Raw genomic sequence first — 26035 nt, forward strand, 5'->3', positions numbered from 1 at the left:
CCTGAGATGCCACGCAGCCTGAAGAAGGGCCCGTTCGTCGACGGCCACCTGCAGAAGAAGGTCGACGTCCAGAACGAGAAGGGGACCAAGGCCGTCATCAAGACCTGGTCCCGCCGCTCGATGATCACGCCGGACTTCCTCGGCCACACGTTCGCGGTGCACGACGGCCGCAAGCACACGCCGGTGTTCGTCACGGAGTCGATGGTCGGGCACAAGCTCGGCGAGTTCGCCCCCACGCGTACGTTCCGCGGCCACGAGAAGGACGACCGGAAGGGCCGTCGCCGCTGACCCCCGGGTCAGACAGGTGACGTCCTTGACGGCAGAGACAGAAGGCAGGACAGCAATGGAAGCCAAGGCGAAGGCGCGGTTCGTCCGCGTCACGCCCCAGAAGGCCCGGCGCGTCGTGGACCTCATCCGTGGCAAGCAGGCCGGCGAGGCCGTGGCGGTGCTGAAGTTCGCACCGCAGGCCGCGGGGGAGACCGTCCTCAAGGTGGTCGAGAGCGCGATCGCGAACGCCCGTGAGGGTGCGAAGCGCGCGAACGAGCGTCTGGACGAGCAGGACCTCTACATCTCCGAGGTGTACGTCGACGAGGGCCCGACCCTCAAGCGGTTCCGCCCCCGGGCGCAGGGCCGTGCCAGCCAGATCCTCAAGCGCACGAGCCACATCACGGTCGTGGTCGCGGAGCGCGAGAGCACGAAGGGAAGGACCCGATAGTGGGACAGAAGGTCAACCCGCTCGGGTATCGCCTGGGCATCACGACAGACCACCGTTCGCGCTGGTTCGCCGACTCCACCAAGCCGGGGCAGCGCTACCGCGACTACGTCCGCGAGGACGTGCAGATCCGCAAGCTCATGAGCACGGGTCTGGAGCGCGCGGGCATCGCCAAGGTCGAGATCGAGCGCACGCGTGACCGCGTCCGCGTCGACATCCACACCGCCCGCCCGGGCATCGTCATCGGGCGTCGTGGCGCGGAGGCCGACCGCATCCGCGGCGAGCTCGAGAAGCTCACGGGCAAGCAGGTCCAGCTGAACATCCTCGAGGTCAAGAACGCCGAGATCGAGGCCCAGCTGGTCGCCCAGGGCATCGCCGAGCAGCTCGCGAGCCGTGTCTCGTTCCGCCGTGCCATGCGCAAGGGCATCCAGAGCGCCCAGCGCGCGGGTGCCAAGGGCATCCGGGTGCAGGTCTCCGGCCGCCTCGGTGGCGCGGAGATGAGCCGGACGGAGTTCTACCGCGAGGGTCGTGTGCCGCTGCACACGCTGCGCGCGAACATCGACTACGGCTTCTTCGAGGCCCGCACGACCTTCGGGCGCATCGGCGTCAAGGTCTGGGTCTACAAGGGCGACATGACGGAGAAGGAGTTCGCCCGCGAGCAGGCGACCCAGGCTCCGCGCCCGGCCCGTGGCCCGCGTCAGGACCGTGGCGGAGAGCGTCCGGCCCGTGGCGGGGCGCCGCGTCGCAACGACCGCACCGAGGCTCCGGCCGAGGCCGCGGCCGAGGCCCCGGCAGCAGCGACCGAGTCGGCCGCTCCTGCTCCTGAGTCCGGAACGGAGGCCTGAGCCGTGCTGATCCCGCGCAGGCTGAAGCACCGCAAGCAGCACCACCCGGGGCGCTCCGGCGCCGCGACCGGTGGTACGTCGATCTCGTTCGGTGAGTACGGCATCCAGGCTCTCGAGCCCGCCTACGTCACGAACCGGCAGATCGAGGCTGCTCGTATCGCGATGACCCGCCACATCAAGCGTGGCGGCAAGGTCTGGATCAACATCTACCCGGACCGTCCGCTCACGAAGAAGCCCGCCGAGACCCGCATGGGTTCCGGCAAGGGCTCGCCCGAGTGGTGGATCGCCAACGTCAAGCCCGGTCGAGTTCTCTTCGAGCTCGCCGGCGTCCCGGAGCCGCTGGCTCGCGAGGCCATGCGCCGCGCGCAGCACAAGCTCCCGATGAAGACCCGTTTCGTGGTTCGCGAGGGTGGTAACTGATGGCTATCGGAACCAAGGACCTGGCTCCCAGCGAGCTGGACGCCTTCGACGACGAGCGCCTGGTCGCCGAGCTGAAGAAGGCCAAGGAGGAGCTGTTCAACCTCCGCTTCCAGTCGGCGACGGGCCAGCTCGAGAGCCACGGGCGGCTCAAGGCCGTGCGCCGCGACATCGCCCGGATCTACACGATCCTGCGCGAGCGCGAGCTCGGAATCCGTACCGCCCCGAGCGCGAGCGAGTGAGGTCACGATGAGCGCGAAGACTGACGACAAGGCAACGGCCTCCTCGGCTGCCGAGGAGACCACCGTCGCCGCTGCCGCCCGTGCGGACCGCAAGGTCCGCCGCGGGTACGTGGTGAGCGACAAGATGGAGAAGACCGTCGTGGTGGAGGTCGAGGACCGGGTCAAGCACCCGCTCTACGGCAAGGTCATCCGGCGCACGAGCAAGGTCAAGGCGCACGACGAGGCCGGCACCGCCGGCGTCGGCGACCTCGTCCTGATCATGGAGACGCGTCCCCTCTCGGCCACCAAGCGGTTCCGCCTGGTGGAGATCCTCGAGAAGGCCAAGTAGTCCCCCGCAGTACTCAAGGTTGCCCACGGGCTCCGGCCGAGACACCTCGGCCGGAGCGACGTGTGCACGACGGCAACGACACGTTCGGCCAGGCTCGCCCCGCGAGAACCGGCAGACGACAGGAGTTCAGTAGATGATTCAGCAGGAGTCCCGACTTCGGGTCGCCGACAACACGGGTGCCAAGGAGATTCTGTGCATCCGCGTCCTCGGTGGCTCCGGGCGTCGCTACGCCGGCATCGGTGACGTGATCGTCGCGACGGTCAAGGACGCGATCCCCGGTGGCAACGTCAAGAAGGGCGACGTCGTCAAGGCGGTCATCGTCCGCACCCGCAAGGAGCGTCGGCGTCCCGACGGCTCGTACATCAAGTTCGACGAGAACGCGGCCGTGATCCTCAAGAACGACGGTGAGCCTCGTGGCACGCGCATCTTCGGCCCCGTGGGCCGGGAGCTGCGTGACAAGAAGTTCATGAAGATCATCTCGCTGGCTCCGGAGGTGCTCTGACCATGGCGAAGATCAAGAAGGGCGACCTCGTCGTCGTCATCTCGGGCCGTGACAAGGGCCAGCAGGGCCGCGTGCTCGAGGTCCTGACGGAGACGCAGCGCGTCGTCGTCGAGGGCGTGCAGCGCGTGACCAAGCACACCAAGGCCGGCCAGTCGGCGCGCGGCACCCGCACGGGTGGCATCGAGACCGTCGAGGCCCCCATCCACATCAGCAACGTGATGCTGGTGGACCCGGAGACCAAGAAGGGCACCCGGGTCGGCTACCGCACCGAGCAGGTCGAGCGCGACGGCCGCACCCGCAACGTCCGGGTCCGCGTCGCCAAGCGCTCCGGTAAGGACATCTGATGACCGCGATCGACGACACCACCACGCCGGACGCGCCGCTCAAGCCGCGTCTCAAGTCGCGCTACGCCGAGGAGATCGTCCCGGCGCTGCGCGAGGAGTTCAACCACGTCAACGTCAACCAGGTCGCGCGGATCGTCAAGGTCGTCGTGAACATGGGTGTCGGTGACGCCGCCAAGGACTCCAAGCTCATCGAGGGCGCGATCCGCGACCTGACCCTCATCACGGGTCAGAAGCCGCAGGTCACGAAGGCTCGCAAGTCCATCGCCCAGTTCAAGCTGCGTGAGGGCATGCCGATCGGCGCGCACGTCACGCTGCGGGGCGACCGGGCCTGGGAGTTCCTCGACCGCCTGCTCTCGACCGCTCTTCCGCGCATCCGCGACTTCCGCGGGCTGTCGCCGAAGCAGTTCGACGGGCACGGCAACTACACGTTCGGTCTCACGGAGCAGTCCATGTTCCACGAGATCGACCAGGACAAGATCGACCGCGTGCGCGGCATGGACATCACGATCGTGACGACCGCCTCGACCGACGACGAGGGCCGCTCGCTGCTGAAGCGTCTCGGCTTCCCCTTCAAGGAGGACTGACATGGCGAAGACCGCCCTGGTCAACAAGGCCGCCGGGACCCCCAAGTTCAAGGTGCGCGGCTACACCCGGTGCCAGCGGTGCGGACGTCCGCACAGCGTGTACCGCAAGTTCGGCCTCTGCCGCATCTGCGTCCGTGAGATGGCGCACCGCGGCGAGCTCCCCGGGCTCACCAAGAGCTCCTGGTAAAACCACTACGCCGAAGGTCTGTGCCCCGGTGGTGCGGCGCGAGCCGCACCACCGTGCAGATACCCCGGCGAGGAAGGGCTGACGCCCCATGACGATGACCGACCCGATCGCAGACTTCCTGACGCGTCTGCGCAACGCGAACTCCGCGCACCACGACTCGGTCTCGATGCCGTTCTCGAAGCTGAAGTCGCACATCGCGGAGATCCTTCAGGCCGAGGGCTACATCGCCGGCTGGAAGGTCGAGGACGCGCCCGTGGGCAAGTACCTCGTGATCGAGCTCAAGTACGGCCCGAACCGCGAGCGCTCGCTCGCCGGCATCAAGCGCGTGTCCAAGCCGGGCCTGCGCGTGTACGCCAAGTCGACCAACCTGCCCAAGGTGCTCGGCGGCCTCGGCGTGGCGATCCTGTCCACGTCCTCCGGTCTCCTCACCGACAAGCAGGCCGCCAAGAAGGGCGTGGGTGGGGAAGTCCTCGCCTACGTCTGGTAAGTCCGAGACGGAAAGGAGCTAGCCATGTCTCGTATCGGCAGAGTCCCCGTCCCGGTCCCCTCCGGCGTCGAGGTCACCATCGACGGCGCCGTCGTGACGGTCAAGGGCCCCAAGGGCACCCTGGCGCACACGATCGCGTCCCCCATCGAGGTCGCACGTGACGACGCGGGTGCGCTCGTGGTCACGCGTCCCAACGACGAGCGGAACTCGCGCTCGCTGCACGGCCTGACCCGCACGCTGCTCGCCAACCTCGTGACCGGTGTGACCACCGGCTACGAGAAGAAGCTCGAGATCGTCGGCACCGGTTACCGCGTCGCGGCCAAGGACGGCGGGCTCGAGTTCGCGCTCGGCTTCAGCCACCCGGTCGCCGTCACGCCGCCGGAGGGCATCACCTTCACGGTGGAGTCCCCGACGAAGTTCTCGGTCGTCGGCATCGACAAGCAGCAGGTCGGCGAGGTCGCCGCGAACATCCGCAAGATCCGCAAGCCCGAGCCGTACAAGGGCAAGGGCGTGCGCTACGCCGGCGAGAACGTCCGCCGCAAGGTCGGAAAGGCTGGTAAGTAAGCCATGGCCATCGGGATCAGGGGCAAGGGCAAGGCGATCGCGCGTACGCGCCGTCACCTGCGGCTCCGCAAGAAGATCAGTGGTTCGACCGCCCGTCCGCGTCTCGTCGTGACCCGGTCCGCCCGGCACATCACGGCGCAGGTCGTCGACGACAGCGTCGGTCGCACCCTCGCGTCGGCGTCGACCCTCGAGTCGGACCTGCGAGCACTGGGCGACGACAAGACGGCCAAGGCGCGCAAGGTTGGCGAGCTCGTCGCCGAGCGCGCGAAGGCCGCCGGCATCGACGCGGTGGTCTTCGACCGCGGCGGCAACAAGTACCACGGTCGTGTGGCAGCAGTCGCCGACGGGGCCCGCGAAGGCGGTCTGGCCCTGTGACGACGACCACCGACTCCGCATCGAAGAAGAGGACTCACTGATGGCTGCTCCTCAGCGCAGCAACACCGGCGGCGCGCCCCAGGGCGCGGCCGGCGGCGGCGACCGTCGTGACGGCGGTCGTCGTGACGGCGGCGGGCGTCGTGGCGACGCCGCAGAGAAGAGCGCCTTCGTCGAGCGCGTCGTGACGATCAACCGCGTGGCCAAGGTCGTCAAGGGTGGCCGCCGGTTCAGCTTCACCGCGCTCGTCGTGGTGGGCGACGGTGACGGCACGGTCGGCGTCGGCTACGGGAAGGCCAAGGAGGTGCCCGCCGCGATCGCGAAGGGTGTCGAGGAGGCCAAGAAGAACTTCTTCAAGGTCCCGCGCATCCAGGGCACCATCCCGCACCCCATCCAGGGTGAGGCCGCGGCCGGTGTCGTCTTCCTGCGTCCGGCGTCGCCGGGTACCGGTGTGATCGCCGGTGGTCCGGTGCGCGCCGTGCTCGAGTGCGCCGGCATCCACGACGTCCTGAGCAAGTCGCTCGGCTCGTCGAACGCGATCAACATCGTGCACGCGACGGTCGCGGCCCTCCGTGGCCTCGAGCAGCCCGAGGCCGTGGCGGCTCGCCGTGGCCTGCCGCTCGAGCACGTCGCCCCGGCCCCGCTGCTGCGGGCGCAGGCGGCGGGCATCGCTGCGAAGGTGGGTGCGTGATGGCCCGTCTCAAGGTGACCCAGACCAAGTCCGCCATCGGCGGACGGCAGAACCAGCGCGACACGCTGCGCACCCTGGGCCTCAAGCGGATCGGCGACGTCGTCGTCAAGGAGGACCGTCCTGAGATCCGCGGCATGGTCTCCACGGTGACGCACCTCGTCGCTGTCGAGGAGGTCGAGTGATGGCTGACGACAAGAAGGCCACGGACGACGCCGAGGTGACCACCCCGGCGAAGAAGGCCCCGGCCAAGAAGGCGGCGGCCAAGAAGGCTCCGGCCGAGACGGCCGCGACCACGGAGTCCGCCGCGGAGGCGCCCAAGGTCGCGACCACGAAGGCCGCGGCGAAGCCTGCCGCGACGAAGGCCGTCGCCGAGGAGCAGGGCGCGGGCGGCACGCTGCGCGTGCACCACCTGCGTCCGGCGCCGGGCGCCAAGACCGCCAAGACCCGCGTGGGTCGTGGTGAGGCGTCCAAGGGCAAGACGGCCGGTCGTGGTACCAAGGGCACGAAGGCCCGCTACCAGGTGCCGGACCGGTTCGAGGGCGGGCAGATGCCGCTGCACATGCGGCTGCCCAAGCTCCGCGGCTTCCGCAACCCGTTCCGCGTCGAGTACCAGGTCGTGAACCTGGACAAGCTCTCGGCGCTGTACCCGAGCGGTGGTGACGTCACGGTCGAGGACCTCGTCGCCAAGGGGGCCGTCCGCAAGGGCGCCCCGGTGAAGGTGCTCGGCACGGGCGAGCTGACGGTGAAGCTGTCGGTCGCCGTGGACGCCTACTCGTCGTCGGCCAAGGACAAGATCCTGGCTGCCGGCGGGAGCGTCGCGCAGGACTGATCGCAGGACGGGGTCGGCAGGGCACTGCTCCTGCCGGCCCCGTTCTCGCATCTTGGCGGATGTCCGTTAAGGTGCCCGGGGTTGCTCAGCGTCGCGCCACACGGTGGTAGCGGTGCCAGAGGGCCCATCGGAGACGACCGGATCGGCCCGGCCGTACGACACACCGCCACGGCGGAGCAGGAGGACAGGTGCTCAGCGCATTCGTGCGGGCGTTCAGGACGCCCGACCTGCGGCGCAAGCTGCTCTTCACGATCGGCATCATGGTGGTGTTCCGGGTGGGCTCGTTCCTGCCCACCCCCGGGGTCTCCTACACCAACGTGAACGCCTGCATCGCGCAGACCCAGGACAACGACCTGCTCGGCCTGGTCAACCTGTTCAGCGGAGGCGCGCTGCTCCAGCTGTCGGTGTTCGCGCTCGGGATCATGCCGTACATCACGGCGAGCATCATCGTGCAGCTGCTGCGCGTGGTCATCCCGCGCTTCGAGGCGCTGCACCAGGAGGGCCAGTCGGGCACCGCGAAGCTCACGCAGTACACGCGGTACCTGACGATCGGCCTCGCGATCCTGCAGTCGACGACCGTCATCACGATCGCGCGGACCGGGCAGCTGTTCTCGGGTTGCACCGTCGACGTGATTCCGGACGACACGCCGACCACAATCATTCTCATGGTCCTGACCATGACCGCCGGCACCGGCCTGATCATGTGGCTCGGCGAGCTCATCTCCGAGCGCGGCATCGGCAACGGCATGTCGCTGCTCATCTTCACGTCGATCGCCGCGACCTTCCCCTCGGCCATGTGGTCCATCGCGGGCGGCGCCGGCGGCTTCGGCAAGTTCCTGATCGTGCTGGCGATCGTCGTGCTCGTCATCGCGCTCGTCGTCTTCGTCGAGCAGTCGCAGCGCCGCATCCCGGTGCAGTACGCCAAGCGGATGGTCGGCCGGAAGATGTACGGCGGCTCGAGCACCTACATCCCGATCAAGATCAACATCGCGGGCATCATCCCGGTCATCTTCGCGTCGTCGCTGCTCGCCGTCCCGGGGCTCATCGCCCAGTTCGGCGACCCGACGCAGGAGTGGGTCGCGTGGGTGAGCAGGAACCTCGCCGACCCGGGCGCGCCGCTGCACCTCGCGATCTACGTCGTCCTGATCGTCTTCTTCTGCTACTTCTACACGGCGATCACGTTCAACCCGGACGAGGTCGCGGACAACATGAAGAAGTACGGCGGGTTCATCCCCGGCATCCGGGCCGGGCGCCCGACGGCCGAGTACCTCGACTACGTCATCACGCGCATCACCGCGCCGGGGTCGGTGTACCTCGCGCTGGTCGCGCTCATCCCGACGATCGCGTTCATCGTGCTCGGCGTCGGGACCAACATCCCGTTCGGTGGAGCCTCGATCCTCATCGTCGTCGGCGTCGGCCTCGAGACGGTGAAGCAGATCGAGTCGCAGCTCCAGCAGCGGCACTACGAAGGGTTCCTGCGTTGACAGCACGGCTCGTGATCATGGGACCGCAGGGCGCGGGCAAGGGGACGCAGGCGGCACGGCTCGCCGACCGTCTCGGCGTCCCAGCGATCTCCACCGGCGACATCTTCCGCGCGAACATCAAGGGCGGCACCGACCTCGGGCGCCTCGCGCAGGAGTACACCGCCCAGGGCGAGCTCGTGCCCGACTCCGTGACCAACGACATGGTGCGCGACCGGCTCGCGCAGCAGGACGTCGCCGAGGGCTTCATCCTCGACGGGTATCCGCGCAACGCCGCCCAGGTGACCGAGCTCGACGAGATCCTCGCCGCGCTGGGCACCCGCCTGGACGCGGTCGTCGAGCTCACCGCCGACCGGGACGAGCTCCTGGCCCGGCTGCGCAACCGCGCGCAGGTCGAGGGCCGGGAGGACGACACCGAGGAGGCCATCGCGCGCCGCCTCGACATCTACGCCGAGCAGACCGCTCCGCTGACGACCGCCTACGGCGAGCGCGGCCTGCTGGTCCGCGTCGACGGGATCGGCGGGATCGACGAGGTCACGGCGCGTCTGACGGACGCGCTCGCACCCGCGCTCGGCTGACGCCGGGTCGACGGGGGAGAGCCCGGTGTTCGGCCGCGAGCGGATCGAGTACAAGACGCGCGAGCAGGTCCTGGTCATGCGGCGGGCGGGACTGGTGGTCGCGGACGCGCTCGACGCGGTGCGGGCACAGGCCCGTGCGGGCATGACGACCGCCGACCTCGACGCGATCGCCGCGGACGTCATCCGGCGGGCGGGGGCGACCCCGTCCTTCCTCGGCTACGAGGGCTACCCGGCGACGTTGTGCGTCTCCGTGAACGACGAGGTCGTGCACGGCATCCCGGGCCCACGGGTGCTCGGCCCGGGCGACGTGGTCTCGGTCGACTGCGGCGCGATCGTCGACGGCTGGCACGGCGACTCGGCGATCACGGTGGTGCTCCCGGGCGCGGACCCGGCCGACGAGCAGCTGAGCGCGGTCACGGAGCGCGCGATGTGGGCCGGCATCGCCGCGCTCTCCTCCGCCGCACGGCTCGCCGCGGTGGGGGAGGCCGTCGAGGACGTCGTCGAGGCGGCGGCAGCGGACGGCGGGCCGGCCTACGGCATCGTGCAGGAGTTCGTCGGCCACGGGATCGGCTCGGCGATGCACCAGCCGCCCGAGGTGCTCAACTACCGCAGCCGTGACCGAGGGGCACGCGTGCGCCCGGGGCTGTGCGTCGCGATCGAGCCCATGATCACCCGTGGGGACCAGGCGACCCGCACGCTCGAGGACGACTGGACCGCGGTCACCGTCGACGGCTCCCGGGCGGCGCACTGGGAGCACTCCGTCGCGGTGCTGGAGGACGGCATCGTCGTCCTGACCGCGCGCGACGGGGGAGCGGCGCGGCTCGGGGAGCACGGCGTCACGGTCGTCGCGCTCGACTGAGCCGGACGCGGACCCGTCGGGAGCCGGGCTGCCGGTCGGGGACTCCACCGCCCCGCCGGCGCACCGCCGCGCGCCGCGGGTCACCCGGCGGTGGTGCGCGTGCGCCCGGGTCGCCGGCCCGCTGGGCCGTCCGGGGACGATCTCGCGAAATCAGGTGCAAAACCCGGACAGGTGTCCGGTTCGTCGGCTACCGTCCCCTATGTACGGGATCGACCGTCCCGTGACCCCATCGCCGCGGCCCCTGGGTGCTCGCGCGGTGGCGGACGGAGACGGTGCGATCCTCCCTCGGGTAGTCGCGTCCCTGCCGCCTGCCCCCGGACCGATTGGTTAGCCCATGCTGCACGGCCTGCGTCCCTCCGCCCACGACCGCGGTGCCGCCCCGAGGCGACGGGCACTGGCCCTGACGCTGGTCACCGGGGTGATCGCCGCCTCGACGTTCGCGGCCGCCGCGCCCGCGTCCGCCACGGACAAGTCGTACGGGAAGCCGCACGCGGTCGCCGCGTACGTCTACAAGAAGATCGACCCGGCGAAGAACGCCGCGTGGGAGAACTCGACCGAGCAGTTCCTCGTGGCGGCGTGGGACGGCAAGGAGTACCGCCTCACGCTCTCGCTCGAGGAGGTCCAGGCCGCCGTGGGCGAGCCGGTCTGCGGTCCGGGCTGGGGCATCCAGCAGGACAAGGCGTTCGGGACGACGGCGGTCTTCACGGACCCGGACAAGCAGCCGTGGTACCCGAACAGCTACATCGGCTGGTGGGACTCGAACAAGGGCGGGTACCAGCCCGGCAAGCTCTACCAGGCCGCGCACTGGAACCTCGAGCGCATCGTCGGGTCGGTGCCCGCGTGCGACGAGGTCGCGCCGAGCCCCAGCGTGACGCCGACGCCCGTCGTGACGCCGTCGCCCGTGCCGCCGGTCCCGCCGGTCACGACCCCGACGCCGGAGCCCACGGCGGACCCGACGCCGACGCCTACCCCGTCGGTGACGCCGACGAGCGAGGTCTCGGCCGCGCCGGTCCCGTCGACGACCCCGACCCCGACCCCGTCAGCGTCGCCCACCGTGCCCGGTGCGAGCGAGGTGCTGAACGCCGCGCCGACCCCGAGCCCGACGTCCACGTCCGAGGTCCTCGCCGCCGCTCCGCCCAGCGGCCGGGTCCTCGCCGCGACGGGCTCGTCCGTCGGCCCGATGCTCGCGGTCGCGGGTGTGCTCGTCGCCGGTGGCGCCGGCCTGGTCGTCGCACGCCAGCGCCGGGCTCGCCAGCAGGGCTGACCCGCACGTCGAGCGACGGGCGGTCCGGGGTCCTCCCCGGGCCGCCCGTTCGTCGTGCGGCCGTGCCGAAGGTCACGCGGAGGGCCCGCCGGAGCCACCCGACCGTGGTTTCTTCTCCAGCGTCGATGCCGTAGGATTGCCCGTTGGGTGTGTGCGCCCCTTCGGGCGTTCGACCGGCATGCAGAGCGGCGGTGTCGCCTCCGTGGGAGTCCTCGACCCTCACGGAACGGTCCAGCGGCTCGTGGGTCCAGCGTTCGGGGACCTGGCGCGTCGGTGCACTCCCGACCACGGAGCGTGTGAGCGGTTCTCGCTGTCCGGGCCACGGCCCGGGCGGCGCAGAGGGCGCGGGCCGACGTGGTGCGTCTCATCCATCAGAGAGTTAGCGGAGGATATGGCAAAGAAGGACGGTGTCATCGAGATCGAGGGCAGCGTTGTCGAGGCCCTGCCGAACGCGATGTTTCGCGTGGAGCTGGCCAACGGCCACAAGGTGCTCGCCCACATCTCGGGGAAGATGCGTCAGCACTACATCCGGATCCTCCCCGAGGACCGCGTGGTCGTTGAGCTGAGCCCGTACGACCTGTCCCGCGGCCGGATCGTCTACCGCTACAAGTAACCGCCACTCGATCACGCCGTCGGTCCGGGAAACCGGGCGCCACGGCGGCGGAGGAACACGCAATGAAGGTCAAGCCCAGCGTCAAGAAGATCTGCGACAAGTGCAAGGTCATCCGCCGGCACGGTCGCGTCCAGGTGATCTGCGAGAACCTGCGCCACAAGCAGCGCCAGGGCTGACGCCCTGACGCTCGGCAGGCCCGAGCAGCACCACCGGCCCCCGCCCCCGGTTCTCCCGGGAAGGGCCAGCAAGCGCACAGCCACTCCGGCGCAGCACCACGGACCCCCGGGTCCGCGGGACCGCGCCGGCGAACCCTCGGTCGGAGGCCGGGGCCCGCAGAACGCGGGAGGGCCGTGCGGAAGACCTCCGATGCAGTACAGGAGCCACCAGGCACATGGCACGTCTTGTCGGCGTCGACCTCCCCCGCGAGAAGCGGCTCGAGATCGCGCTCACCTACATCTTCGGCGTCGGCCGGACCCGCGCCCAGCAGACGCTGGCCGCGACCGGCATCTCCCCGGACGTCCGCGTGAAGGACCTCGGTGACACCGAGCTCGTCGCGCTCCGCGACTACCTCGAGGGCAACTACAAGCTCGAGGGTGACCTTCGCCGTGAGGTCGCCGCGGACATCCGCCGCAAGGTCGAGATCGGGTCCTACGAGGGCCTCCGCCACCGTCGTGGCCTTCCGGTGCGCGGTCAGCGCACCAAGACCAACGCGCGTACCCGCAAGGGTCCGAAGCGCACCGTCGCCGGCAAGAAGAAGGCCGGCCGGAAGTAGCCCGCGACGGGCAGGCGGCGCGCACAGCGCCGCGGCCCGCGCGTCGGACACCCGACCTCACGACCCCCGCAGACCCGGAAGAGAACCCACATGCCTCCCAAGTCCCGTACCGCCGTGCGCAAGCCGCGCCGCAAGGAGAAGAAGAACGTCTCCCACGGCCAGGCGCACATCAAGAGCACGTTCAACAACACCATCGTCTCGATCACCGACCCGTCCGGCGCCGTCATCGCCTGGGCCTCCTCCGGCCAGGTCGGCTTCAAGGGCTCGCGCAAGTCGACGCCGTTCGCCGCGCAGCTCGCTGCCGAGGCCGCCGCGCGTCGTGCGCAGGAGCACGGCATGAAGAAGGTCGACGTCTTCGTCAAGGGTCCCGGCTCCGGCCGTGAGACCGCGATCCGCTCGCTGCAGGCCACCGGCCTCGAGGTCGGCTCGATCCAGGACGTGACGCCGCAGGCGCACAACGGGTGCCGTCCCCCGAAGCGTCGCCGCGTCTGATCCACCGGTGGGCCGGGTCGCCGCGGGAGTGCCCGCAGCGACCCGGCCCAGCCGTGCACGACTCACCGACCGGGTGGACCGAGACCGGGTCGGCCAGCAGTAGCTGCGCAGCGTCATATGGCGGACGCGCGCTGAGAGGAAACCAGAAGTGCTCATCGCACAGCGCCCCACCCTGACCGAAGAGGTCATCTCGGAGAACCGGTCGCGGTTCTCCATCGAGCCGCTCGAGCCGGGCTTCGGCTACACGCTCGGCAACTCGCTCCGCCGCACCCTGCTCTCCTCGATCCCCGGTGCCGCCGTCACGTCCATCCGGATCGACGGTGTGCTGCACGAGTTCACGACCGTGCCCGGGGTCAAGGAGGACGTCACCGAGATCATCCTCAACATCAAGAACCTCGTCGTCTCCTCGGAGAACGACGAGCCCGTCGTGATGTACCTGCGCAAGCAGGGCGCCGGCGTCGTCACGGCCGCGGACATCGTGCCGCCGGCCGGGGTCGAGGTCCACAACCCGGACCTGCACCTCGCGACGCTCAACGAGAAGGGCAAGCTCGAGATCGAGCTCACGGTCGAGCGCGGTCGCGGGTACGTCTCCGCGAACCAGAACAAGTCGTACGACGCCGAGATCGGCCGCGTGCCGGTCGACTCGATCTACTCGCCGGTCCTGAAGGTGACGTACAAGGTCGAGGCGACGCGTGTCGAGCAGCGCACGGACTTCGACAAGCTCATCGTCGACGTCGAGACGAAGGCCGCGATCACGCCCCGCGACGCCCTCGCCTCCGCGGGCAAGACGCTCGTCGAGCTGTTCGGTCTGGCCCGTGAGCTGAACGTCGAGGCCGAGGGCATCGAGATCGGCCCGTCCCCGACGGACGCCGCGCTCGCCGCCGACCTCGCGCTCCCGATCGAGGACCTGCAGCTGACGATCCGGTCGTACAACTGCCTCAAGCGTGAGGGCATCCACTCCGTGGGTGAGCTCGTGGCGCGCAGCGAGGCCGACCTCCTGGACATCCGCAACTTCGGCGCGAAGTCCATCACCGAGGTCAAGGAGAAGCTGGCCGAGCTCGGCCTGTCCCTCAAGGACAGCCCGCTCGACTTCGACCCGACCGCCGCCGCCGGCTACTACGACGGCGACGAGGGCGACTTCACCGAGGACGAGCAGTACTGACGCCCCCCGGGAGGCGTGCGGCCCGTCCGGCCCGCGCACAGCCCTTCACTGACCTCAAGGAGTAAAGACCATGCCTACGCCCACCAAGGGTCCTCGTCTCGGTGGCGGCCCGGCGCACGAGCGGCTCATCCTGGCCAACCTGGCCACGGCGCTGTTCGAGCACAAGCGCATCACGACGACGGAGACGAAGGCCAAGCGCCTGCGTCCCCTCGCCGAGCGGCTCGTCACGTTCGCCAAGCGCGGTGACCTCGCGGCCCGCCGTCGCGTGCTGACGGTCGTCAAGGACAAGTCGGTCGTCCACACGCTGTTCACCGAGATCGCCCCGGCCGTGGCCGAGCGTCAGGGTGGCTACACGCGCATCACGAAGATCGGCCCGCGCAAGGGCGACAACGCGCCGATGGCCGTGATCGAGCTCGTCCTCGAGCCGCTCTCGCCGAAGCAGGCGGTCGTGCGCGAGGCCGAGAAGACGGCCGCGAAGTCCGCCCCGAAGACGGCCTCGACGGCGGACGCCGCCGCGGCGCCCGCCGCCGAGGAGCCGGCTGCCGGCGACGCCGCTGTCGAGGAGACCACGGAGGCCCCGGCCGCCGAGGCGACCGAGGCTCCGGCCGAGGGCAGCGCCGACAAGGCCTGAGCACCACCGACGCGAGGCCCGGACCGGGAAGACCTGGTCCGGGCCTTCGTCGTACCCGGGGCTTCGTCGTACCCGAGCCCTCGTCCCCGGGCTCTCGTCGCACCGGGTCGACGTCGCACCGGGACGCGTCGTCCCGCGCGTGCGGACTCCGCGCCGCCGGTGCGAGACTCCGAGGATGACGACCGATGCGTCCCGCGAGACCCGTAGCGGCTCGGGCGCCGAGGCCGGCGCCCGAGCGGCGAGCCTGCCGCCGAGCAGCGAGGTGCGCCCACATCCCGGCGCGCTGCCCGTCGTGCTGCTGCACGGTCTGCGGACGTCGTCGACCATGTGGCGTGCGCAGGTGCGCGCGCTCGAGGCGGCGGGCCGGCGCGTCGTCGCGCCCGACCTCCCCGGGCACGGGACGCGGATCGACGAGCGCTTCACGCGCGCGGGGGCGATCGAGACGGTCGAGGAGTCCGTCGACGAGGTCGGCGGGCGGGCGCTCGTCGTCGGCCTGTCGCTCGGGGGGTACATCGGGATGGCGCACGCCGCGAGGCACCCCGAGCAGGTCGCGGGCCTCGTCGCGGCAGCGTGCTCGACCCGGCCGGCGCGGCTGCTGGTCGCCGGGTGGGCGCTCGCCGCGCGCGGGATCGTCCGCCTGCCGGACCACGGTGCGGCGCTCAACCAGCTCCTCGTCGAGCGGGTGCTTCCGCCGTCGGCCGCGGAGGACGCCGGCGCGGGCGGGTTCGCGCTGCACGTCGTGGAGGACGTGCTGCGCGAGGTGTCCGCGTGCACGCCGCTCGAGGACCTCACGCGCATCGACGCGCCGGTGTGGCTCGTCAACGGGCGCTTCGACCACTTCCGCGGCGAGGAACGACGCTTCCTGGCGGCGTGCCGCGACGGCCGGCTCGTCGTGGTGCCGCGCGCGACGCACCTCGTGAGCCTCGTCGCCCCCGAACGCTTCACCCGCACCGTGCTCGAGGCGCTCGACGAGCTCGAGCACGGACCGCGGGCCGGGTCGGCTCCCGGGCGGCGCCTCCACGGCGCGGCGCGCTGAGGGACGGCGCGGGACGGTGAGGAGCGCGGCACGGTGAGGGACGCGGGACCTCGGTGAGGGACGCGGGACGGTGCGGAGCGTGGGGCGGCGCGGAGCGCGGGACCTCGGTGAGGCGGGGGACGCCGGGCGACGGTGGACGCCGGGGCGCGGGCCGCCGCGAACGCGGACGCGGACGCTCCCCGGCTCAGGCGGGGCGGCGCAGGTCCCACGCCCGGACACCGCCGACGATGCCGGCCTGGTTCGGTACGACGACGACGTCGTCCCCGAGCCGCGCGAGCACCTGCGGGGTGACCTGGCGCGCGTTCCCGCCGCCGAGGTAGAGCCGGTCCCACAGGAAGACGGGCCGCAGCCCGTCGACCACCCGGCGCACGCGGCGCGACCACAGCCCGTTGCCGAGCCGTGCCCGCTCGATCTGGCCGATGTAGGAGTCGTAGGTGGTGTCGCGGCGCACCGGCGCGTGCGAGAGCTCGAGGTGCGGGGCGAGCAACCCGCCGTCGAACAGCGCGGAGCCGAGCCCCGTGCCGAGCGTCAGCACGAGCTCGACACCGGTTCCCGAGACGACGCCCGCGCCGTGCACCTCGGCGTCGTTCAGGACGAGCGTCGGGACGCCGAGCCGCGCCTCGAGCAGCGCGCCGATGTCGCAGCCCGACCAGAGCTCCACCAGCGCAGGGTCGACGCGCGTGTGCGGTCCCGAGCGGGTGACGTAGTGCGGGGTCGCGACGACGACGCCGTGCCGCACCATCCCCGGCATGCCGACGGTGGCGCGCTCGGCGCGGGGGAGGCCCTCGGCGATCGAGGCGATGGTCTCGACGAGCCGCTCGGGCGGCAGGGGGTACGGGGTCGCGACGCGCACCGCGGGCGCGTGCAGGGTCCCGGCGGCGTCGAGCACCGAGGCCTTGATCCCGCCGCCGCCGCAGTCGACCGCGAGCGTGAACGACGCGCGGCCGCCCGGACCGGGGACGACGGGTGCAGGCATCCGTCCACGCTAACGCGACGCGCGGGACGGCGACGCGCGGGACGGTGACGCGCGGACGGCGACGGGCTGCGCGGCAGGGGAGACAGCGGCCGGCGAGGCGGCGGCGCGCGCGGAGCTGGCGAGACGGCGGCGAGCCCGACGGCGGCCACGCGGTGGCGTGCGAGGCGGTGCACCGCCGCCCCTCGGGCGTGCTGGGCCCGGGGTCCGGGGCGTTACGGTGTCGGGCGTGAGCAGCGTCCGTGTCCGTCTCGACCTCGCCTACGACGGGACCGACTTCGCGGGCTGGGCGCGTCAGCCCGGGCTGCGCACGGTCCAGGGGGTGCTCGCGGACGCGCTCGGGCGGGTGCTGCGGACGGAGAACCCGCGCGTGGCGGTCGCGGGCCGCACCGACGCCGGCGTGCACGCGCGCGGGCAGGTGGCGCACGTCGACGTCACCCCGGAGGCGTGGGAGCGCGTGGTCGGGCGCACGACGCGGACCCCTGCCGAGGCGCTCGCGACGCGCCTCGCGGGCGTGCTGCCGCCGGACGTCGTCGTGCACCGGGTGGGCGTCGCGCCGCCCGGCTTCGACGCGCGCTTCTCCGCGCTGCGGCGCCGCTACGCGTACCGGGTGTGCGACGACGCCCTGCTGCGCGACCCGCTGCGGCGCACCCACGTGCTGTGGCACCGCGCGCGGCTCGACGTCGACGCGATGGACGCGGCGGCGCGCCTGCTGCTCGGGCGGCACGACTTCGCGGCGTTCTGCCGCCCGCGGCCGGGCGCCACGACGATCCGCACGCTCGAGGTGCTGCGCTGGGAGCGGGCGCAGGAGGGGGCCGACGCGGGGCTCGTCGTCGCGCACGTCCAGGCGGACGCGTTCTGCCACAGCATGGTCCGGGCGCTCGTCGGGGCGAGCATCGCGGTGGGGGAGGGCCGGCGCGACGTCACGTGGCCCGCGGACCTGCTCGCGGGGCGACGTCGAGACCCGGGGAGCGCGGTCGTCGCCGCGCTGGGGCTCACGCTCGAGGAGGTCGCCTACCCGCCGGACGCCGAGCTCGCCGCGCGGGCCGAGCAGACGCGGGCGACGCGTGCGGCGGACGACGTCGACGTGCTCCGGGGGCGCTGCACCGACGAGGGCTGACCGCACCCGGCTCCGCCCTGGGCCTCGACACACGGGCGCGCCGACAGGTCCTCCAGCACCGCGCGGACGAGCGCCGGGCCCGGCGCGCGACGGGCCCGGACAGCACGACGACGCGGCACCCACGGGCGGGTGCCGCGTCGTCGTCGTGCCGGGGTCAGGCCCGGTCGTCGCGCTCCAGGTACGGCGCGTCGGTGCTGCTCGGGTCCTCGGTGAGCCCGAGGTCGCCCACCACGTCGCGGTCGGTGCCGTCGTCCGCGCCGGCTGCGACGTCGTCGACCAGGAGGTCCGTGTCGAGGCGCGGGTCCTCGTCCTCGAACGTGTCGTCGCCCGCGTCGGCGGTCTCGAGCTGGTCGAGCACGATCTCCTCGTCGTCGACGACGTGGATCGCGGCCTCCTCGGCGCTCACGGTGCCGGCGGTCGAGCCGGTCTCGATCGCGAACGCGTCGGTCCCGCCCGCCGCGACGGCGTCGTCGTCCTCGACGAGCTGACCCGCGCCGTCGGGCGCGACGTTCGGGTCGCCGGGGCGCCGCTCCTCCCAGACCTCGGGCTCCTCCTCGTCGAGGCGCTGGCTGAGCGTCTCGCCGTGCGCCTGCTCCCACGCGGTCTCGCCGAAGTGGTTGGGGCGCGGGTGGTCCGGCGGGGAGTAGCCCTCGTCGAGCATCGTGTCGTCGTCGGGCTCCGCGAGCGTGTCCTCGCCGGGCAGCTGGTTGGTGTCGCCCTCGGAGCCGAGGGCCGGGTCGGTGCTGGTGGCCGGGGTGTCTTCACTCATGGCACTCACGATGGCACCGCCACGCGTGACCTGCGAGGGGAGCGCGGGACGTCCCGCGGAGGGAGGGCGCGGGTAAGAGGTCGCCCGCACGGCTCGCGGCCCGGGACACTGGTGGGGTGGGACACCTCGACATCAGCTCCGTGAGCTACTTCCTGCCCGACGGCCGTCCGCTGCTCGACGAGGTCGACCTGCGCGTCGCCGACGGGGCGAAGGTCGCGCTCGTCGGGCCGAACGGCGCCGGCAAGACGACGCTGCTGCGGATCGTCGCCGGGGACGAGGCGCCGCACGGGGGAGCGGTCGCGCGCAGCGGGGGGCTCGGCGTGATGCGCCAGATGGTCGGCCGGATCGACGACGAGCGCTCGATCCGCGACCTGCTCGCGTCGCTCGCGCCGGCGGCGGTCCGCGACGCCGCCACCGAGCTCGCCGCCGCGGAGCTCGGGATCATGGAGGTCGACGACGAGCCCGCGCAGATGCGGTACGCGACGGCGCTCGTCGACTGGGCGGACGTCGGTGGCTACGAGGCCGAGGCCGGCTGGGACCAGGTGACGGACTCGGTGCTGTCGATCCCGTTCGACCGGGCGCAGCACCGTGAGGTGCGCACGCTGTCCGGCGGGGAGCAGAAGCGGCTCGTGCTCGAGGCCCTGCTGCGCGGTCCCGAGGAGGTGCTGCTGCTCGACGAGCCGGACAACTACCTCGACGTCCCGACCAAGCGCTGGCTCGAGCAGCAGCTCACGGCGTCGCCCAAGACGGTCCTGTTCGTCAGCCACGACCGCGAGCTCCTCTCGACGACGGCCACGCAGGTCGCGACGCTCGAGCCGACCGCGGCCGGCTCGAGCATCTGGGTGCACGGCGGCTCGTTCCGCACCTACCCGCAGGCGCGCGAGGACCGGCGCTCGCGGCTCGAGGAGCTCATGCGGCGCTGGGAGGAGGAGCACGCGAAGCTCAAGGACCTCGTGTTCACGCTCAAGAACAAGGCGGCGTTCAACGACGGGCTCGCGTCGCGGTACCAGGCGGCGCAGACGCGCCTCCGGAAGTTCGAGGAGGCCGGCCCGCCCCAGGTCATGGCGCGCGAGCAGAACGTGCGCGTGCGGCTGCGGGGCGGCCGGACGGCGAAGCGCGCGGTCGTCGCGACCGGGCTCGAGCTCACGGGCCTGATGAAGCCGTTCGACCTCGAGGTGTGGTTCGGGGAGCGCGTCGCGGTGCTCGGGTCGAACGGCTCGGGCAAGTCTCACTTCCTGCGGCTGCTCGCGACCGGCGGCTCCGACCCCGGCCCGGAGCACGAGCCGGCGGGCGAGGTCGACGTCGCACCCGTGGCGCACAGCGGGCGCGTCGTGCTCGGCTCGCGCGTGCGCCCCGGGTGGTTCGCGCAGAACCACACGCACCCCGAGCTCGGGGGTCGCACGCTGCTCGAGATCCTGCACCGCGGCGACGGGCACCGGCCCGGGCTCGGCCGCGAGCCCGCCAGCAAGGCGCTCGACCGCTACGAGCTGGTCGCGGCGGCGGAGCAGGCGTACGACACGCTCTCGGGCGGCCAGCAGGCGCGGTTCCAGATCCTGCTGCTCGAGCTGGGCGGCGCGACGCTCCTGCTGCTCGACGAGCCGACCGACAATCTCGACCTGCACTCCGCGGAGGCGCTCGAGGCCGGCCTCGAGGCGTTCGAGGGGACGGTCATGGCCGTGACGCACGACCGGTGGTTCGCGCGCGGCTTCGACCGGTTCCTGTCGTTCGGGGCGGACGGCGTGGTCGTGGAGACCCCGGAGCCGGTGTGGGACGCCGGTCGGGTGCAGCGCGCGCGCTGAGCGACGTCACAGCGGGTTCAGCCGACCGCGTTTTGACCCTGCCTCCGCCCGGCGGCTACTCTGGTGTGTCGTTGTGCGTCTCCCGCCTGCGCTGGATGTGCGAAGAGCAGCCGCTACCTGCTCCCGCCGGGTCCAGCACGGGCGGTCGTGCCGGTGCGATCCCACTCGCCGGCCAGGGATGCTCCACCGACAGCACTCATCGGCGGGACCCCCTGTGGTCCCACGCCGTGAACACATTCAGCAACACGAGACGAAGGCTTAGACCGTGCGCACGTACACCCCGAAGCCCGGCGACGTCGAGCGGAACTGGTACGTCATCGACGCGACCGATGTCGTCCTGGGCCGCCTCGCCACCCACGTGGCCACGCTGCTGCGCGGCAAGCACAAGGCGACCTTCGCCCCGCACGTCGACGGTGGCGACTTCGTCGTCGTCATCAACGCGGGCAAGGTGGCCCTCACGGGCAACAAGCGTGAGACCAAGCTTGCCTACCGCCACTCCGGTTACCCGGGTGGCCTGCGTGCCACCGCGTACGCCGACCTCCTCGACAAGCACCCCGAGCGGGCGATCGAGAAGGCCGTGCGCGGCATGCTCCCGAAGAACTCCCTCTCGCGCGCTCAGCTGAGCAAGCTGAAGGTGTACGTCGGCGCGGAGCACCCCCACGCGGCCCAGCAGCCGAAGCCCTTCGAGATCACCCAGGTCGCTCAGCAGGCCTGAGCCTGCTGCAGCCAGCCACCCAGACAGGACGCGAGGACACACCAGTGGCCGAGACCACGGTCGACATCGACCTTGAGGGCGACGACACGCCCACCAGCTACACCTCCGAGACCGCTGCGCCCACGGGCCGCGGCCAGAGCATCACCGCTCCCGGCCAGGCCCTCGGCCGCCGCAAGGAGGCCATCGCCCGCGTGCGCCTCGTGCCCGGCACCGGGCAGTGGAAGATCAACGGCCGCACCCTCGAGGACTACTTCCCGAACAAGGTGCACCAGCAGCTCGTCAACTCGCCGCTCAAGCTCGTCGACGTCGAGGGCCGCTTCGACATCGTCGCGCGCATCACCGGCGGCGGCGTCTCGGGCCAGGCCGGCGCGCTGCGCCTCGGCATCGCCCGCGCGCTCAACGCGATCGACGCCGACTCGAACCGCCCGGCGCTCAAGAAGGCCGGCTTCCTGACGCGTGACGCGCGGGTCGTCGAGCGCAAGAAGGCGGGTCTCAAGAAGGCCCGCAAGGCGCCCCAGTACTCCAAGCGCTGATCCCTCAGCCGTGGCCCGATGGCCCCGACGGTCACCAGACCATCGGGGCCATCGGCGTCTCACGAGCCGACCGGCACCGCACGACGCACGACGAAGGAGTGATCTGATGGGTCTGTTCGGGACCGACGGGGTCCGTGGCCTCGCGAACCGGGACGTGACGGCCGAGCTCGCGCTCGACCTGTCCGTGGCCGCCGCGCACGTGCTGGGCTCCCTGGGCGAGTTCGAGGGGCACCGCCCGCGCGCCGTGATCGGCCGCGACTCCCGCGCCTCCGGGGAGTTCCTCAGCGCCGCGGTCGCCGCCGGGCTCGCGAGCGCCGGGGTCGACGTGCTCAACGTCGGCGTGCTGCCGACGCCCGCCGTCGCGTTCCTCACGGCGACGCTGGACGTGGACCTCGGCGTGATGCTGTCGGCGTCGCACAACCCGATGCCGGACAACGGCATCAAGTTCCTCGCGCGCGGGGGCCACAAGCTCGACGACGAGCTCGAGGTCGCGATCGAGGCCCGCCTGCGGGAGGACTGGGAGCGACCGGTCGGTGCCGCCGTCGGGCGTATCCGGATGGACAACGGGCAGGCGGGGGCCGACTACGTCGAGCACCTCGTCTCGACGATCGACGTGAGCCTCGCGGGCCTGCGCATCGCGGTCGACTGCGCGAACGGTGCGGCGAGCGAGGTCGGCCCGGCCGCGCTGCGTGCCGCCGGCGCCGACGTCGTCGTCATCAACGCGTCCCCGGACGGGCGCAACATCAACGAGAAGTGCGGCTCGACGCACCCCGAGCAGCTCCAGGCCGCGGTCGTGGCCTCCGGCGCGGACCTCGGCGTCGCGTTCGACGGCGACGCGGACCGGTGCCTCGCGGTCGACCACACGGGTGCGCTCGTCGACGGCGACCAGATCCTCGGGACGCTCGCCGTCGCGATGCGGGAGCGGGGCACCCTGACCGACGACACCCTCGTCGTCACGGTGATGAGCAACCTGGGCCTGCGGCTCGCGATGACCGCGGCCGGCATCCGCACGATCGAGACGGCCGTCGGCGACCGGTACGTGCTCGAGGAGATGCGCGCGGGCGGGTACGCGCTCGGCGGCGAGCAGTCGGGCCACGTCATCCTCGCCCAGCACGCGACGACGGGAGACGGCGTGCTGACGGCGCTCCAGCTCGCGGCGCGCGTCGCCGGGACGGGCCAGAAGCTCGAGCAGCTTGCTTCGGTCGTCCAGCGGCTCCCGCAGACGCTCGTCAACGTGCCGCGCGTCGACCGGGCTCGCGCCTCGACCGACGAGGTGCTCGCGGGCGCCGTCCGGGCCGCGGAGGTCGAGCTCGGCGACACCGGGCGCGTGCTGCTGCGTCCCTCGGGCACCGAGCCGCTCGTGCGGGTCATGGTCGAGGCCGCGAGCCAGGACGACGCCGAGCGCATCGCGAACGGCCTCGCGGACGTCGTGCGCGCGCAGCTCGCGCTGTGAGCGGGACGCCGTCCGGGGCGGCGGCGCTGCTGCGCGAGCAGGTCCACCGCCTGCTCGACGCCGCCCAGGACGGCGTCGTCCCCATCGTGCAGGCCGGCCAGCCCGTGCTCCGCGCCGTGGCCGAGCCGTACGACGGTCAGCTGGACGCGGCCGAGCTCGGCGCGCTCGTCGAGCTCATGCGCCGCACGATGCACGCCGCCCCGGGCGTCGGGCTCGCCGCACCGCAGATCGGGCTGTCGCTCGCCCTTGCTGTCGTGGAGGACCCGGGCATGCTCGACCCCGACGTCGAGCAGGTGCGTGAGCGTCCGCGCCTGCCGTTCCGCGTCCTGGTGAACCCGCGGTACGAGGCGGTCGGCGACGAGCGCGTGTCCTTCTACGAGGGCTGCCTGAGCGTCGTCGGCTACCAGGCCGTCGTGGCGCGGCACCGCTCGGTCCGCCTCACGGGCGCCGACGAGGCGGGGAGCGCGCTCGACGAGGTGCTCACGGGCTGGCCCGCGCGCATCGTGCAGCACGAGACGGACCACCTCGGTGGGACCCTGTACCTCGACCGGGCCGAGCTGCGCTCGCTCGCGCGGACCGACGAGCTCGGCGCCCGCTGGGCCGGCGAGCCGCGCCCCGAGACGGCCGCCCGCGCGCTGGGCTTCCCGCTGCGCTGAGGCGCCCGGCGCTGCTGCGCCCGCCACCACCCGAGGTCGAGACCACGCGCGCCCCAGGTCGGTGCGCGCGGTGCTGTGCGGCGCACGTTGGGGCGCCCTCGGTCGTGCGACGGGGTATCAGGTGTCGGCCTGTCGGCCCCTCGGAGTAGCGTCCTGGACGCGATCTCATCCGGTCGACGGAGGCGTCACCGCGCTCCTCTCCAGCAGGATCGAGGGGAACGGAGGGCGCGCACCCTGGGACCACCTGGGGGTCGCTGGGGGTCGTCTGGGGGGCTTCCCCCATTCCGGCGCCCAGTGACGGCGACCTACCGTGAGCAGGACGACCTCACCGGCGGCTTCGCTGCCACGACCTAGTGGAGCTGATGACTGGTGCTGGAGGAGTGGATCCTCGCGCTCGCGGGCTCCGGGTGGATCTACCTGGGCATCTACGTGTTCGCGACGATCGACGGGTTCTTCCCGCCGATCCCGAGCGAGTCCGTCGTGATCGCCGTCGCGGCGACGGCGATGGTCGGGGACGGGCCGAACCTGGGGCTCCTCGTCGCGTCGGCCGCAGCCGGAGCGTTCACGGGTGACCAGATCGCCTACGCGATCGGCAGCCGCGTCGACGTGCGACGCGTCCGGTTCCTGCGGGGCAGGCGTGGCCGGGCGACGCTGGCGTGGGCCGAGCACGCGCTCGCGAACCGTGGCTCGTCGTTCATCCTCGCCGCGCGGTACATCCCCGTGGGACGGGTCGCCGTGAACATGACGGCCGGCGCGCTGGGCTACCGCCGCCGCCGCTTCGTCGCCCTGACCGCGCTCGCCGCGCTGACGTGGGCCGTCTACGGGACGGCGATCGGCGTCGGTGCGGGGGCCTGGCTGCACGACCACCCGGTCATCGCCGTCGTGGCCGGTGTCGTGGTCGGCGTCGTCCTGGGCCTGCTCATCGACTGGCTCCTGCGCCGGTGGCTGCGGCCGGGCGTCCCCGTCATCGAGCAGAGCGTCCTGGGCGACCTCGCCCCGACGCCGGACCTGGCCGACGACCCCGCGGCGGACGCCGGTCCGGCAGGGCCGCTGCTGCACGAGACGCACGTGACCGCCGGGGTCGACCCCCGCACGGCCCGGCCGGTCACGTCTCCGCAACGATCCGCTCACCCGGGTTAACGATCTGGTCTCGTCCGGCGCCCTCCGCCGGGGTCCGTCCTACGCTGGTCATGGGACGACACCGCTGTCGCCCCTCCCGCCCACCGGACCACCTTCGAGGTGCTCCCTCGGTGCGCGGGCCGGCAGGGGGCGAGCGGGGGTTTCGGCATGCGACGACGACACGAGGGGCGTGGGCGAGGCAGCCCTCGACGGCGCCTCGTCGCGCTCGTCGGCGGCACCGCGCTCGCGTGCACGACCGTCCTCGCCGGCTGCGCGGGTGCGGGCGACCCGCTCCCGGCCGAGGCCGAGACGGCGCCGCGGGCCGACTGCCTCGCACCCCAGGTCATCGCGTCGCTCGGGCTGCGCGCCGACGACGCGTCGGGCACCGCGCACCCGGACGTCCCCGAGCCGGGTGCCGTCCCCGAGACGTTCACGCCCGTCAGCGCCGTCCAGTGCATGAGCGGGGAGCGGCTCACGGACGCCGACGGCGTGTGGGCCGCCGTCACCGTGCGGCAGCTCGAGGGCGACCTCGCGCCGCTGCTCGAGGCGCTCGAGCGGCCGTCGGAGACGGTGCGCGCCGACCAGGCGTGCGCGGCCCCGGTGTTCCCCGCGTGGGAGCTGTGGCTCGTCGACGCGCTCGGGCGGGCGGTGCGGGCGCACCGCCCCGTCGACGCGTGCGGCGCGCCGATCGAGCAGGTCACCACGGCCGTCGAGCAGCTCGACACGACGGGTGAGGAGCACTTCCCGGTCGACCTGCTCGCCGCGCGGGTCACCGCGACGCCGACGCCGTGACGGTGCTCGCGGGCCGCCGCACGCCCTGACGGCGGCCGCCGCTCACCGGTCGTGCGCCGCGCGGGTCGCGTGCCGCAACGGTGCACGCGCCGCCCCGGTCGTGCGCCGCGCCGG

General features: G+C 72.3%; 37 protein-coding genes. 35 read left to right on the top strand and 2 right to left on the bottom strand.

The annotated features are described in order from the left end of the window. Positions 1-6 precede the first annotated feature (6 nt). The 27 genes from rpsS (at position 7) to NXY84_RS05380 (ending at position 15992) form a co-directional block, all read left to right on the top strand. A complete protein-coding gene (gene rpsS / locus NXY84_RS05250; RefSeq protein WP_034625887.1) occupies positions 7-288 on the top strand; it encodes a 30S ribosomal protein S19 in 282 nt (93 codons plus the stop codon). A 55-nt stretch (positions 289-343) separates the two neighbouring features. Continuing rightward, positions 344-715: a 50S ribosomal protein L22 gene (gene rplV, locus NXY84_RS05255; protein WP_034625884.1), complete on the top strand. Its 372-nt coding sequence runs from the start codon at positions 344-346 to the stop codon at positions 713-715. After that, complete coding sequence (gene rpsC / locus NXY84_RS05260; RefSeq protein WP_034625881.1) at positions 715-1557, top strand: 30S ribosomal protein S3; 843 nt, start codon at positions 715-717, stop codon at positions 1555-1557. The genes rplV and rpsC overlap by 1 nt, the downstream gene beginning before the upstream one ends. A gap of 3 nt (positions 1558-1560) precedes the next feature. Further along, positions 1561-1977, top strand: coding sequence for a 50S ribosomal protein L16 (gene rplP / locus NXY84_RS05265; protein WP_123370318.1), 417 nt, complete (start codon positions 1561-1563; stop codon positions 1975-1977). Continuing rightward, on the top strand, positions 1977-2216 hold the full coding sequence (gene rpmC / locus NXY84_RS05270) for a 50S ribosomal protein L29 (protein ID WP_034625876.1): 240 nt from the start codon (positions 1977-1979) through the stop codon (positions 2214-2216). Before rplP ends, rpmC begins: the two co-directional genes overlap by 1 nt. Before the next feature lie 7 nt (positions 2217-2223). Next, positions 2224-2544 (top strand): 30S ribosomal protein S17, encoded by a 321-nt coding sequence (gene rpsQ, locus NXY84_RS05275; RefSeq protein ID WP_258726087.1) that lies wholly within the window; start codon positions 2224-2226, stop codon positions 2542-2544. Positions 2545-2677: 133 nt separating this feature from the next. After that, entirely contained in the window at positions 2678-3046 is a 369-nt protein-coding gene (gene rplN / locus NXY84_RS05280; protein WP_034625870.1) for a 50S ribosomal protein L14, read from the top strand. A gap of 2 nt (positions 3047-3048) precedes the next feature. Then, the gene (rplX, locus tag NXY84_RS05285) at positions 3049-3390 is read left to right on the top strand and encodes a 50S ribosomal protein L24 (protein ID WP_034625867.1); all 342 of its coding nucleotides are present in this window, start codon (positions 3049-3051) and stop codon (positions 3388-3390) included. Next, a complete protein-coding gene (rplE, locus tag NXY84_RS05290; protein WP_258726088.1) occupies positions 3390-3974 on the top strand; it encodes a 50S ribosomal protein L5 in 585 nt (194 codons plus the stop codon). Before rplX ends, rplE begins: the two co-directional genes overlap by 1 nt. Position 3975: 1 nt before the next feature. After that, positions 3976-4161, top strand: coding sequence for a type Z 30S ribosomal protein S14 (locus NXY84_RS05295; protein ID WP_034625862.1), 186 nt, complete (start codon positions 3976-3978; stop codon positions 4159-4161). Positions 4162-4249: 88 nt separating this feature from the next. After that, on the top strand, positions 4250-4648 hold the full coding sequence (gene rpsH, locus NXY84_RS05300) for a 30S ribosomal protein S8 (RefSeq protein WP_034625859.1): 399 nt from the start codon (positions 4250-4252) through the stop codon (positions 4646-4648). Between the two features lie 24 nt (positions 4649-4672). Then, positions 4673-5212, top strand: a complete 540-nt coding sequence (rplF, locus tag NXY84_RS05305) for a 50S ribosomal protein L6 (RefSeq protein WP_258726089.1) — start codon at positions 4673-4675, stop codon at positions 5210-5212. Between the two features lie 3 nt (positions 5213-5215). Further along, the gene (gene rplR / locus NXY84_RS05310; RefSeq protein ID WP_034625850.1) at positions 5216-5587 is read left to right on the top strand and encodes a 50S ribosomal protein L18; all 372 of its coding nucleotides are present in this window, start codon (positions 5216-5218) and stop codon (positions 5585-5587) included. A 40-nt stretch (positions 5588-5627) separates the two neighbouring features. Then, positions 5628-6275 carry a 30S ribosomal protein S5 gene (rpsE, locus tag NXY84_RS05315; RefSeq protein WP_258726090.1) on the top strand — a complete coding sequence of 216 codons (648 nt, stop codon included), beginning with the start codon at positions 5628-5630 and terminating at the stop codon, positions 6273-6275. Continuing rightward, the gene (gene rpmD, locus NXY84_RS05320; RefSeq protein ID WP_034625838.1) at positions 6275-6457 is read left to right on the top strand and encodes a 50S ribosomal protein L30; all 183 of its coding nucleotides are present in this window, start codon (positions 6275-6277) and stop codon (positions 6455-6457) included. Before rpsE ends, rpmD begins: the two co-directional genes overlap by 1 nt. Further along, on the top strand, positions 6457-7104 hold the full coding sequence (gene rplO / locus NXY84_RS05325; protein ID WP_258726091.1) for a 50S ribosomal protein L15: 648 nt from the start codon (positions 6457-6459) through the stop codon (positions 7102-7104). Before rpmD ends, rplO begins: the two co-directional genes overlap by 1 nt. A gap of 188 nt (positions 7105-7292) precedes the next feature. Next, positions 7293-8588: a preprotein translocase subunit SecY gene (gene secY, locus NXY84_RS05330; protein WP_258726092.1), complete on the top strand. Its 1296-nt coding sequence runs from the start codon at positions 7293-7295 to the stop codon at positions 8586-8588. Beyond that, positions 8585-9163 (top strand): adenylate kinase, encoded by a 579-nt coding sequence (locus NXY84_RS05335; RefSeq protein WP_258726093.1) that lies wholly within the window; start codon positions 8585-8587, stop codon positions 9161-9163. Before secY ends, NXY84_RS05335 begins: the two co-directional genes overlap by 4 nt. 25 nt (positions 9164-9188) lie before the next feature. Beyond that, positions 9189-10022 carry a type I methionyl aminopeptidase gene (map, locus tag NXY84_RS05340; RefSeq protein WP_258726094.1) on the top strand — a complete coding sequence of 278 codons (834 nt, stop codon included), beginning with the start codon at positions 9189-9191 and terminating at the stop codon, positions 10020-10022. Positions 10023-10356: 334 nt separating this feature from the next. Next, entirely contained in the window at positions 10357-11286 is a 930-nt protein-coding gene (locus tag NXY84_RS05345) for an LPXTG cell wall anchor domain-containing protein (protein WP_258727309.1), read from the top strand. 391 nt (positions 11287-11677) lie between these two features. Beyond that, positions 11678-11899, top strand: coding sequence for a translation initiation factor IF-1 (infA, locus tag NXY84_RS05350; protein ID WP_012867920.1), 222 nt, complete (start codon positions 11678-11680; stop codon positions 11897-11899). Positions 11900-11961: 62 nt separating this feature from the next. Next, a complete protein-coding gene (rpmJ, locus tag NXY84_RS05355; protein WP_013117849.1) occupies positions 11962-12075 on the top strand; it encodes a 50S ribosomal protein L36 in 114 nt (37 codons plus the stop codon). Between the two features lie 215 nt (positions 12076-12290). Next, on the top strand, positions 12291-12671 hold the full coding sequence (gene rpsM / locus NXY84_RS05360) for a 30S ribosomal protein S13 (RefSeq protein ID WP_034625821.1): 381 nt from the start codon (positions 12291-12293) through the stop codon (positions 12669-12671). 90 nt (positions 12672-12761) lie between these two features. Next, the gene (rpsK, locus tag NXY84_RS05365; protein WP_034625818.1) at positions 12762-13163 is read left to right on the top strand and encodes a 30S ribosomal protein S11; all 402 of its coding nucleotides are present in this window, start codon (positions 12762-12764) and stop codon (positions 13161-13163) included. 148 nt (positions 13164-13311) lie between these two features. Then, positions 13312-14325, top strand: coding sequence for a DNA-directed RNA polymerase subunit alpha (locus tag NXY84_RS05370; RefSeq protein ID WP_034625816.1), 1014 nt, complete (start codon positions 13312-13314; stop codon positions 14323-14325). Positions 14326-14395: 70 nt separating this feature from the next. Then, a complete protein-coding gene (gene rplQ, locus NXY84_RS05375; RefSeq protein ID WP_258726095.1) occupies positions 14396-14956 on the top strand; it encodes a 50S ribosomal protein L17 in 561 nt (186 codons plus the stop codon). A 175-nt stretch (positions 14957-15131) separates the two neighbouring features. Further along, complete coding sequence (locus NXY84_RS05380) at positions 15132-15992, top strand: alpha/beta fold hydrolase (protein ID WP_258726096.1); 861 nt, start codon at positions 15132-15134, stop codon at positions 15990-15992. Positions 15993-16176: 184 nt separating this feature from the next. Here the strand turns inward: NXY84_RS05380 and NXY84_RS05385 are convergent, their stop codons facing one another. Continuing rightward, complete coding sequence (locus tag NXY84_RS05385) at positions 16177-16968, bottom strand: ROK family protein (protein ID WP_258726097.1); 792 nt, start codon at positions 16966-16968, stop codon at positions 16177-16179. 226 nt (positions 16969-17194) lie between these two features. Here NXY84_RS05385 and truA point away from each other — a divergent pair, with 226 nt between their 5' ends. Continuing rightward, positions 17195-18085: a tRNA pseudouridine(38-40) synthase TruA gene (gene truA, locus NXY84_RS05390; RefSeq protein WP_258726098.1), complete on the top strand. Its 891-nt coding sequence runs from the start codon at positions 17195-17197 to the stop codon at positions 18083-18085. 154 nt (positions 18086-18239) lie between these two features. Here truA and NXY84_RS05395 read toward each other — a convergent pair whose 3' ends face one another. Then, a complete protein-coding gene (locus tag NXY84_RS05395; protein WP_258726099.1) occupies positions 18240-18854 on the bottom strand; it encodes a DUF5709 domain-containing protein in 615 nt (204 codons plus the stop codon). 116 nt (positions 18855-18970) lie between these two features. On the opposite strand from NXY84_RS05395, the gene NXY84_RS05400 reads away from it, so the two are divergent. From NXY84_RS05400 to NXY84_RS05430, 7 genes are all read left to right on the top strand, one after another. Further along, positions 18971-20653: an ABC-F family ATP-binding cassette domain-containing protein gene (locus NXY84_RS05400; protein WP_258726100.1), complete on the top strand. Its 1683-nt coding sequence runs from the start codon at positions 18971-18973 to the stop codon at positions 20651-20653. A gap of 265 nt (positions 20654-20918) precedes the next feature. Continuing rightward, on the top strand, positions 20919-21368 hold the full coding sequence (rplM, locus tag NXY84_RS05405) for a 50S ribosomal protein L13 (protein WP_258726101.1): 450 nt from the start codon (positions 20919-20921) through the stop codon (positions 21366-21368). A 44-nt stretch (positions 21369-21412) separates the two neighbouring features. Beyond that, a complete protein-coding gene (rpsI, locus tag NXY84_RS05410; RefSeq protein ID WP_258726102.1) occupies positions 21413-21901 on the top strand; it encodes a 30S ribosomal protein S9 in 489 nt (162 codons plus the stop codon). A 106-nt stretch (positions 21902-22007) separates the two neighbouring features. Next, on the top strand, positions 22008-23354 hold the full coding sequence (gene glmM / locus NXY84_RS05415; protein WP_258726103.1) for a phosphoglucosamine mutase: 1347 nt from the start codon (positions 22008-22010) through the stop codon (positions 23352-23354). Continuing rightward, the gene (locus NXY84_RS05420) at positions 23351-24010 is read left to right on the top strand and encodes a peptide deformylase (RefSeq protein ID WP_258726104.1); all 660 of its coding nucleotides are present in this window, start codon (positions 23351-23353) and stop codon (positions 24008-24010) included. Before glmM ends, NXY84_RS05420 begins: the two co-directional genes overlap by 4 nt. Before the next feature lie 369 nt (positions 24011-24379). Then, positions 24380-25150 carry a DedA family protein gene (locus NXY84_RS05425; protein ID WP_258726105.1) on the top strand — a complete coding sequence of 257 codons (771 nt, stop codon included), beginning with the start codon at positions 24380-24382 and terminating at the stop codon, positions 25148-25150. A 147-nt stretch (positions 25151-25297) separates the two neighbouring features. Beyond that, positions 25298-25921, top strand: a complete 624-nt coding sequence (locus tag NXY84_RS05430; protein ID WP_258726106.1) for a hypothetical protein — start codon at positions 25298-25300, stop codon at positions 25919-25921. The last annotated feature ends 114 nt before the right edge of the window (positions 25922-26035 follow it).

Source organism: Cellulomonas sp. NS3 (genome assembly GCF_024757985.1).
Classification (GTDB): Bacteria; Actinomycetota; Actinomycetes; order Actinomycetales; family Cellulomonadaceae; genus Cellulomonas_A.

What these genes read in the sequence shown, in the direction of transcription:
- rplO (WP_258726091.1), top strand. Translation starts at nt 6,457, where the DNA reads ATGGCTGACGACAAGAAGGCCACGGACGACGCCGAGGTGACCACCCCG.
- rpsS (WP_034625887.1), top strand. Translation starts at nt 7, where the DNA reads ATGCCACGCAGCCTGAAGAAGGGCCCGTTCGTCGACGGCCACCTGCAG.
- NXY84_RS05385 (WP_258726097.1), bottom strand. Translation starts at nt 16,968, where the DNA reads ATGCCTGCACCCGTCGTCCCCGGTCCGGGCGGCCGCGCGTCGTTCACG.
- rplR (WP_034625850.1), top strand. Translation starts at nt 5,216, where the DNA reads ATGGCCATCGGGATCAGGGGCAAGGGCAAGGCGATCGCGCGTACGCGC.
- rplX (WP_034625867.1), top strand. Translation starts at nt 3,049, where the DNA reads ATGGCGAAGATCAAGAAGGGCGACCTCGTCGTCGTCATCTCGGGCCGT.
- rpsQ (WP_258726087.1), top strand. Translation starts at nt 2,224, where the DNA reads ATGAGCGCGAAGACTGACGACAAGGCAACGGCCTCCTCGGCTGCCGAG.
- NXY84_RS05345 (WP_258727309.1), top strand. Translation starts at nt 10,357, where the DNA reads ATGCTGCACGGCCTGCGTCCCTCCGCCCACGACCGCGGTGCCGCCCCG.
- NXY84_RS05395 (WP_258726099.1), bottom strand. Translation starts at nt 18,854, where the DNA reads ATGAGTGAAGACACCCCGGCCACCAGCACCGACCCGGCCCTCGGCTCC.
- infA (WP_012867920.1), top strand. Translation starts at nt 11,678, where the DNA reads ATGGCAAAGAAGGACGGTGTCATCGAGATCGAGGGCAGCGTTGTCGAG.
- rplV (WP_034625884.1), top strand. Translation starts at nt 344, where the DNA reads ATGGAAGCCAAGGCGAAGGCGCGGTTCGTCCGCGTCACGCCCCAGAAG.
- rplN (WP_034625870.1), top strand. Translation starts at nt 2,678, where the DNA reads ATGATTCAGCAGGAGTCCCGACTTCGGGTCGCCGACAACACGGGTGCC.
- rpmJ (WP_013117849.1), top strand. Translation starts at nt 11,962, where the DNA reads ATGAAGGTCAAGCCCAGCGTCAAGAAGATCTGCGACAAGTGCAAGGTC.
- rpsH (WP_034625859.1), top strand. Translation starts at nt 4,250, where the DNA reads ATGACGATGACCGACCCGATCGCAGACTTCCTGACGCGTCTGCGCAAC.
- rpsE (WP_258726090.1), top strand. Translation starts at nt 5,628, where the DNA reads ATGGCTGCTCCTCAGCGCAGCAACACCGGCGGCGCGCCCCAGGGCGCG.
- rpsM (WP_034625821.1), top strand. Translation starts at nt 12,291, where the DNA reads ATGGCACGTCTTGTCGGCGTCGACCTCCCCCGCGAGAAGCGGCTCGAG.
- NXY84_RS05295 (WP_034625862.1), top strand. Translation starts at nt 3,976, where the DNA reads ATGGCGAAGACCGCCCTGGTCAACAAGGCCGCCGGGACCCCCAAGTTC.
- NXY84_RS05430 (WP_258726106.1), top strand. Translation starts at nt 25,298, where the DNA reads ATGCGACGACGACACGAGGGGCGTGGGCGAGGCAGCCCTCGACGGCGC.
- rplF (WP_258726089.1), top strand. Translation starts at nt 4,673, where the DNA reads ATGTCTCGTATCGGCAGAGTCCCCGTCCCGGTCCCCTCCGGCGTCGAG.
- rplQ (WP_258726095.1), top strand. Translation starts at nt 14,396, where the DNA reads ATGCCTACGCCCACCAAGGGTCCTCGTCTCGGTGGCGGCCCGGCGCAC.
- rplE (WP_258726088.1), top strand. Translation starts at nt 3,390, where the DNA reads ATGACCGCGATCGACGACACCACCACGCCGGACGCGCCGCTCAAGCCG.
- rpsK (WP_034625818.1), top strand. Translation starts at nt 12,762, where the DNA reads ATGCCTCCCAAGTCCCGTACCGCCGTGCGCAAGCCGCGCCGCAAGGAG.
- NXY84_RS05380 (WP_258726096.1), top strand. Translation starts at nt 15,132, where the DNA reads ATGACGACCGATGCGTCCCGCGAGACCCGTAGCGGCTCGGGCGCCGAG.
- rpmD (WP_034625838.1), top strand. Translation starts at nt 6,275, where the DNA reads ATGGCCCGTCTCAAGGTGACCCAGACCAAGTCCGCCATCGGCGGACGG.
- rpmC (WP_034625876.1), top strand. Translation starts at nt 1,977, where the DNA reads ATGGCTATCGGAACCAAGGACCTGGCTCCCAGCGAGCTGGACGCCTTC.
- glmM (WP_258726103.1), top strand. Translation starts at nt 22,008, where the DNA reads ATGGGTCTGTTCGGGACCGACGGGGTCCGTGGCCTCGCGAACCGGGAC.